Origin of the sequence: Micrococcus sp. (assembly GCF_030523875.1) — a bacterium.
In the GTDB taxonomy this organism is placed as follows: domain Bacteria; phylum Actinomycetota; class Actinomycetes; order Actinomycetales; family Micrococcaceae; genus Micrococcus.
Window position 1 is genome coordinate 3,657 of record NZ_JAUNHR010000073.1, and the last position, 7,111, is coordinate 10,767.

A 7,111-nucleotide genomic window follows, 5' to 3' on the forward strand; every position below is an offset into this window, starting at 1 on the left:
TGTCCGCCGCCCAGGTCCTGGCGCTGCTGGGCACGGGCCTGCTCACCGTGGCGCTCGGCCTGCTGGCCGTGGACCTCGCCGGGGCGGACGCGGGCGCGGTGCTGGGGATCGCCCTGACCGTGAAGATGGTGGCGTACGTGCTGGTCAGCCCGGTGATGGCCGCCCTCGTCACCCGCCTGCCGCGCACCCCCGTGCTGGTGACGGCGGACCTGGTGCGGGCCGGCGTCGCCGCGTTCCTGCCGTTCGTCACGGAGACGTGGCAGGTGTACCTGCTGATCCTCATCCTGCAGTCCGCCTCGGCCACCTCCACCCCGGCGTTCCAGGCGCTCATCCCCTCCGTGCTGCCGGAGGAGCGGGACTACACGCGCGCGCTGAGCCTGTCCCGCCTCGCCTACGACCTCGAGGCGCTCGTCAGCCCCCTGCTCGCGGTGGCGCTGCTGACCGTGGTCTCCTACCACCAGCTGTTCGTGGGCACGGTGCTGGGCTTCCTCGCCTCGGCCGCGCTGGTGCTGTCCACGCGGCTGCCCGCCGTCGCCGAGGCCGCCCCCAGCCCGTTCCTGGACCGCCTCACCCGCGGGGTGCGGCTGTTCGCCGCCCGTCGTGAGCTGCGCGTGCTGGCGGGGCTGGACCTCGTGGTCGCCGCCGCCACCGCCATGGTGCTGGTGAACACCGCGGTGCTCGTGCAGGTGGGGCTCGGCCGCCCCCAGACGGACGTGGCCGTGCTGCTGGCGGCCTACGGCGCCGGGTCCATGCTGGTCGCATTGGCCGTGCCGCGCCTGCTGGACCGGATGCCGGACCTGCCGGTGATGACCGCCGGCGCCGCCGTCCTGCCCGTCCTGCTGGCGACCGCGGCCGCCGCGATCGCCCTCGACGCCCCCTGGGCCCTGCTGCTGGTCCTGTGGCTGACGACGGGCGCCGCCACCTCCGCCGTCCTGACCCCCTCGGCCCGCGTGCTGGCCCGCAACGCGGACGAGGCCCAGCGCCCCGCCGTCTACGCCGCGCAGTTCTCCCTCTCCCACGCGTGCTTCCTGGTGAGCTACCCCGTGGCCGGCCTGGTGGGCTCGGCGGCGGGGCTTCCGGCGGCGGCCCTGGTGCTCGCCGCGCTCGGGGCGGTCGGGCTGGCCGGGGCGCTCGCGGCGGTGGCCGGCTCACGGCTGCTGCATCCGGGGCGTTCGCGGCGGGCCGGGGCGTGCTCAGCCGGGCATGACCGCGTCCAGGAACGCGGCCACCGCCGCCCAGGACACGGTGGCGTGGACCGCGGTGCGCGGCAGGTTCGAGCGCAGCACGTCCGTGGGGCCCATGCGGCGCGTCATCATGGCCAGGTCGTGGCCCGCGCCGTCCACGGAGTAGAGGGCCGTGGGCACGCCGCGCTCGGCGAACGCCGAGTAGAGCTCACGGCTCTGCAGGTAGGGAACCTCCTGGTCGTCCCGGCCGTGGATCAGCAGGGTGGGCGGGGACGCCGGGGTCACGTGCACCGCCGGACGGGCCAGCCGCGCCAGCTCGGGGCGCGCCATGACGGGCACGCCCAGCATGCGGGACTTGGTGCTGCGGTCGTCCAGGTGGCAGTGCTCGAGGCGCTGGCGGCGGTTCAGGGCCGCGCACGCCCCGCGCGGCATCTGCACGTTCATCTGCAGGAAGTCGACGGGCGCGGCGCACTCCACGATCGCCTGCACCGCGTCCTCGGGCGGGATCGCGTGGCCCCCCGGAGGCACCTCCCGCCCGGGGGACGGGACGCGCGCGCGGTCCAGGTCCCGGCCGCCGGTGAGCCCGGCCATCAGGGCGTTCCACCCGCCCGAGGAGTTCCCGCCCACCGCGATCCGACCCGGGTCCAGGCGGTGCTCCCCGGCGTGGGCGCGCACCCAGCGCACCGCCGCCGTCGCGTCCAGGACCTGTGCGGGGAAGGCGTCCTGGGAGGAGCTGCGGACGGAGAACGCGGCCACGGCGTACCCGGCCGGGACCATGCCGCGGGCCACGTCCCGCCCGCCCTGGAAGCCGCGGTCCGAGCGCCACCCGGAGCCGTCGTTCCACACGAGCACGGGGAAGGGGCCGGGACCGGGCGGCGTGTGGACGTCCACGCGGCCGGCCGCGCCGGGCAGGTCCGCGTACCGGTGGCCCAGGCTCGAGCGCATCCCGAACAGCGCGGCCGCCCGGTCCTCCACGGGCTCGGGCGCCAGGGACGTGTCCCGCTCGAGCAGGGCGGCCGTCAGGGCCACGGCCGCGGCGCCGAGCCCCAGGCCCAGCGCGGTGCGCCGCCCGGGGCGCGGTGCGGCGTCGTGCGTGCCCGCGTCCATGTCCACCCCTCCCTGCCGGTGCGGCCGAGCCTAGTGGAGCGGGCGGGGCGTACGGCGTCCGGCCCCGGTGCCATGATGGTCCGCATGTCAGTGCGGGTGTTGGCCATCGGCAAGAAGCACGAGTCCTGGGTGTCCGAGGGGATCACCCGCTACGAGCGGCGCCTCAAGCGGCCCTACGACCTCACGTGGCAGCTGCTGCCGCACTCCTCCCGCCAGGAGGAGGCCGCGCGCGCGGAGGAGTCGGAGCGGATCCTCGCCAAGGTGGGCGCGGACGAGCACCTGGTCCTGCTGGACGAGCGCGGCAAGGGGTTCGACTCCCCCGGCCTCGCCGCGCACCTGCAGGGCCGGTTCGACGTCGGCACGCCGGTCACCGTGGTGATCGGCGGGGCGTACGGCGTGGACGAGCGCGTGCACGCCCGCGCGGACCGCGTGTGGTCCCTCTCCGGCCTGGTGTTCCCGCACCAGCTGGTGCGCCTGATCCTGGCCGAGCAGGTCTACCGCGCGCAGGAGATCTCCGCCGGACGGCCGTATCACCATGCCTGAGCCGGGCGGCGGGGCCCCGCGGACCACCCCCACGCCCGACGCCGAGACCGTCCTGGCGCGGTTCAGCGAGCCCACGCGCCGCTGGTTCACGGGCGCGTTCGCGGGGCCCACGGCCGCTCAGCTGGGCGCGTGGGACGCCGTGTCCTCCGGGCGGCACGCCCTGGTGATCGCCCCCACCGGCTCCGGCAAGACGCTCTCCTCCTTCCTGTGGGCGCTCGACTCGTTCGTCCGCGAGCCCGCGGACCCGGAGACCTCCGCCACGCGCGTGCTCTACGTGTCCCCGCTCAAGGCCCTCGGCGTGGACGTGGAGCGGAACCTGCGCGCCCCGCTGATCGGCATCACCCAGACCGCCAAGCTGCTGGGCTCCCCCGTGCCGGAGGTGCGCGTGGGCGTGCGCTCGGGTGACACCCCCGCGGCCGAGCGCCGTCGCCTGCTGCAGGACCCGCCGGACATCCTCATCACCACGCCCGAGTCCCTCTACCTCATGCTCACCTCGAAGGCCCGCTCGGCGCTGAAGGGCGTGCGGACCGTGATCGTGGACGAGGTGCACGCGGTGGCCGGCACCAAGCGCGGGGCGCACCTGGCCGTCTCGCTCGAGCGCCTGGACGCGATCCTGGACGCCCCGGTGCAGCGCATCGGCCTGTCCGCCACGGTGGAGCCGGCCTCCGAGGTGGCCCGGTTCCTGGGCGGCGTGCAGCCGGTGAGCGTGGTGCGGCCCGTCTCCGCCAAGCGCTGGGACCTCACCGTGACCGTGCCCCTGCCGGACATGACGGACCTGGCCGCCCCGCCCGCGAGCGCGGCCGCCACGGCGCAGGCGGGCGGGGAGCCGGCCACGGGCGGATCGATCTGGCCGCATGTGGAGGAGCGGATCGTGGACCTCGTGTCCGAGCGCCGGTCCACGCTGGTGTTCGCCAACTCCCGCCGCCTGGCCGAGCGGCTCACGGGGCGGCTCAACGAGATCTGGGAGGCGCGCCGGGAGGCCGCCGAGGCCGCATGGGACCCGGACCTGGCCCCCGGGTTCCGCGACGTCCCCGACGCGCCGGGGGACGGGGCTCCGCAGGACCTGGGCCCCGACGACGTCGCCACGCCCCCCACCGCGGGCGACCTCGTCTCGGCCTGGCTGGGCTCGGCCACCGGCGAGACCCCGGCCGGCGCCCCCGAGGAGCGCCGGCGCGGCGGGCGCGGCGCGGGCCGCGGGCCGTCGTCGTCGCCCGCGCAGGTGGCCGGGCAGACCGGCACGGGCTCGGGCACGGTGTCCGACTTCGCCCGGGCCCACCACGGCTCCGTGTCCAAGGAGCAGCGGGCGATCGTGGAGGAGGCCCTGAAGACCGGGCAGATCCGCTGCGTGGTGGCCACGAGCTCGCTCGAGCTGGGCATCGACATGGGCGCGGTGGACCAGGTGATCCAGGTGGAGTCCCCGCCGTCCGTGGCCAGCGCCCTGCAGCGCGTGGGCCGCGCCGGCCACCAGGTGGGCGAGGTCTCCCGCGGCGTGTTCTTCCCCAAGCACCGCGGGGACCTCGTGGACACCGCCGTGGTGGCCGAGCGCATGGCCGCCGGACGGATCGAGTCGCTGCGCATCCCCCAGAACCCGCTGGACATCCTGGCCCAGCAGACGGTGGCCGCCGTCGCGCTGGAGGACGTGGACGCCGAGGAGTGGTTCGACCTGGTGCGCCGCTCCGCCCCGTTCTCCGCGCTGCCGCACAGCGCGTACGAGTCCGTGCTGGACCTGCTGGCCGGGCGCTACCCCTCGGACGAGTTCGCCGAGCTGCGCCCGCGCATCCTGTGGGACCGCGAGCTCGGGGAGCTCTCCGGCCGGCCCGGGGCGCAGCGGCTGGCCGTGACCAGCGGCGGCACCATCCCGGACCGCGGCCTGTTCGGCGTGTTCCTGGCCACCGAGTCCGCCGGGGAGTCCGGCGCCGCGGCCTCCGCGGGGGACACCGGCGAGTCCGCCGCAGACGCCGGGTCGAAGCGCTCGGGCGGCCGGCGCGTGGGCGAGCTGGACGAGGAGATGGTCTACGAGTCCCGCGTGGGGGACGTGATCCTGCTCGGCGCCACGAGCTGGCGGATCGTGGACATCACCGCGGACCGCGTCCTCGTGCTGCCCGCGTACGGCCAGCCCGGCAAGCTGCCGTTCTGGCGCGGGGACGCGGCGGGCCGGCCCGCGGAGCTGGGCGACGCCGTCGGGCGCTTCCGGCGCGAGCTGGACGCGGACCCCGAGGCCGCCCGCGACCGTCTGGCCGCCGCCGGCCTGGACGAGTGGGCGCGGGACAACCTGCTGAAGTACCTGGCGGACCAGCGCGAGGCCACGGGCCGGCTGCCCACCGAGCAGACCCTCGTGGTGGAGCGGTTCACGGACGAGCTCGGCGACTGGCGCGTGGTGCTGCACTCCCCCTACGGCATGGCCGTGCACGCGCCGTGGGCGCTCGCGGTGGGCGCCCGCCTGGCGCAGCGGTACGGGCTGGAGACCGGCTCGGGGGCGGCCATGGCGGCCGACGACGGGATCGTGCTGCGCATCCCCCTGATGGACGCCGAGCCGCCGGGCGCCGAGCTGTTCGAGTTCACGGCGGAGGAGCTGGACGAGATCGTCACGGCGGAGGTCGGCGGGTCGGCGCTGTTCGCCGCCCGGTTCCGGGAGAACGCGGCGCGCTCCCTGCTGCTGCCCCGCCGCAACCCGGGCAAGCGCACCCCGCTGTGGCAGCAGCGGCAGCGCTCGGCGCAGCTGCTGGACGTGGCCCGGAAGCACCCGCAGTTCCCCGTGATCCTGGAGACCGTCCGCGAGGTCCTGCAGGACGTCTACGACCTGCCGGCCCTGAAGGACGTGGCCGGGCGGATCGCCTCCCGGGCCATCGGCATGGTGGAGGTCACCACCTCCGCCCCGTCCCCGTTCGCGCAGTCCATCCTGTTCGGCTACGTGGCCCAGTTCATCTACGAGGGCGACTCGCCGCTGGCCGAGCGCCGCGCCGCCGCCCTCTCCCTGGACCCCGCGCTGCTGAGCGAGCTGCTGGGCACCGAGGAGCTGCGCGAGCTGCTGGACCCCGCCGTGATCGCCCGCGTGGAGGAGGAGCTGCAGCGCCTCGCCCCGGACCGGCGCGTGCGCGGGGCCGAGGGGCTCGCGGACCTGCTGCGGATCGTCGGGCCGCTCACCGTGGCCGAGGCCGCCCGCCGCACCGAGCGGTCTCCGGCGGACGCCGGGGCGGACGGCGCGGACGACGACGCGCACCGGGCCGCCGTCGCCGCCCACCTCACGGAGCTGGAGCGCACGGGCCGGGCGTTCCGGTTCCGGCGCGAGGGCGAGGAGGCGTTCGCCGCCGTCGAGGACGCCGCGCGCCTGCGGGACGCGCTCGGCGTGCCGATCCCCATGGGCGTGCCCGTGGCGTTCCACGAGCCCGTGGAGGACCCGCTCGGGGACCTCGTCTCCCGGTACGCCCGCACCCATGGGCCCTTCACCGCCGCCGAGGCGGGCACCGCGCTGGGCCTGGGCGGCGCCGTCGTGCTGCCGGTGCTGCAACGGCTGGCCACCGAGCGGCGCGTCTCCCAGGGCGCCTACCGCCCGGGCGGGACGCCCGGGGCCACCGGCCTGGAGGCGGAGTGGATCGAGGCGGACGTGCTGCGCAAGGTGCGGCGGCGCTCGCTGGCCGCGCTGCGCGCCGAGGTGGAGCCGGTGGAGCAGGCCGCCTACGCGCGGTTCCTCGCCGACTGGCAGCACCTGCGCCCGCGGCCCGGCCGGCCGTCCCCGGCCACGCTCGAGGGCGTGGACGGCGTGGCCACCGTCCTGGACCAGCTGGCCGGGATGCCCCTGCCCGCGAGCGCGTGGGAGTCCCTCGTGCTGCCGGCGCGCGTGAAGGACTACCGGCCGGGCCTGCTGGACGAGCTGCTGGCCACGGGCGAGTACCTGTGGTCCGGCACGGCGGAGGGCTCCGGCAACGACGGCTGGGTGGCCCTGCACCCCGCCGACGCCGTGGACCTCACGCTCCGCGTGCCCGAGCTGCGCACCGAGGACGTCTCCGCCGCACGCCTGGCCGTGCGCGAGCACGTGCTGGCGGTGCTGTCCGCGGGCGGGGCCTGGTTCTTCCCTCAGCTCGTGGAGCGGGTGCGGGCCGAGGCGGCGCGGGAGGGCAAGGGCGAGCCGCCGCGCGCGCCTGAGGTCCTTGAGGCACTGTGGGACCTCGTGTGGGCCGGGCGTGTGGGCAACGACACCTTCGCGCCCCTGCGCGGCCTGCTCTCCCTGGGGAGGACGGCCCACCGGACCGGCCGGCAGACCCCCCGCGCCCGCACCG

General features: G+C 76.6%; 3 protein-coding genes and 1 pseudogene. 3 read left to right on the forward strand and 1 reads right to left on the reverse strand.

The genetic code is table 11. From position 1 onward, the window contains the following. Positions 1–47: 47 nt before the first annotated feature. Positions 48–770, forward strand: a pseudogene (locus Q4D18_RS11925) (MFS transporter); the annotation flags it as partial. A 423-nt stretch (positions 771–1,193) separates the two neighbouring features. On the opposite strand, the gene Q4D18_RS09405 reads toward Q4D18_RS11925, so the two are convergent. After that, entirely contained in the window at positions 1,194–2,291 is a 1,098-nt protein-coding gene (locus Q4D18_RS09405) for a prolyl oligopeptidase family serine peptidase (protein ID WP_368389641.1), read from the reverse strand. A gap of 84 nt (positions 2,292–2,375) precedes the next feature. Between Q4D18_RS09405 and Q4D18_RS09410 the strand changes: the two genes are divergently transcribed. After that, positions 2,376–2,834: a 23S rRNA (pseudouridine(1915)-N(3))-methyltransferase RlmH gene (locus Q4D18_RS09410; RefSeq protein ID WP_303127667.1), complete on the forward strand. Its 459-nt coding sequence runs from the start codon at positions 2,376–2,378 to the stop codon at positions 2,832–2,834. Then, positions 2,827–7,111, forward strand: a 4,285-nt coding sequence (locus tag Q4D18_RS09415) for a DEAD/DEAH box helicase (RefSeq protein WP_303127663.1), incomplete at its 3' end; no start/stop codon positions are given. The genes Q4D18_RS09410 and Q4D18_RS09415, both read left to right, overlap by 8 nt.

Excerpts from the sequence above, each read along its gene's own strand:
- Q4D18_RS09410 (WP_303127667.1), top strand. The coding sequence starts at position 2,376 with ATGTCAGTGCGGGTGTTGGCCATCGGCAAGAAGCACGAGTCCTGGGTG.
- Q4D18_RS09405 (WP_368389641.1), bottom strand. The coding sequence starts at position 2,291 with ATGGACGCGGGCACGCACGACGCCGCACCGCGCCCCGGGCGGCGCACC.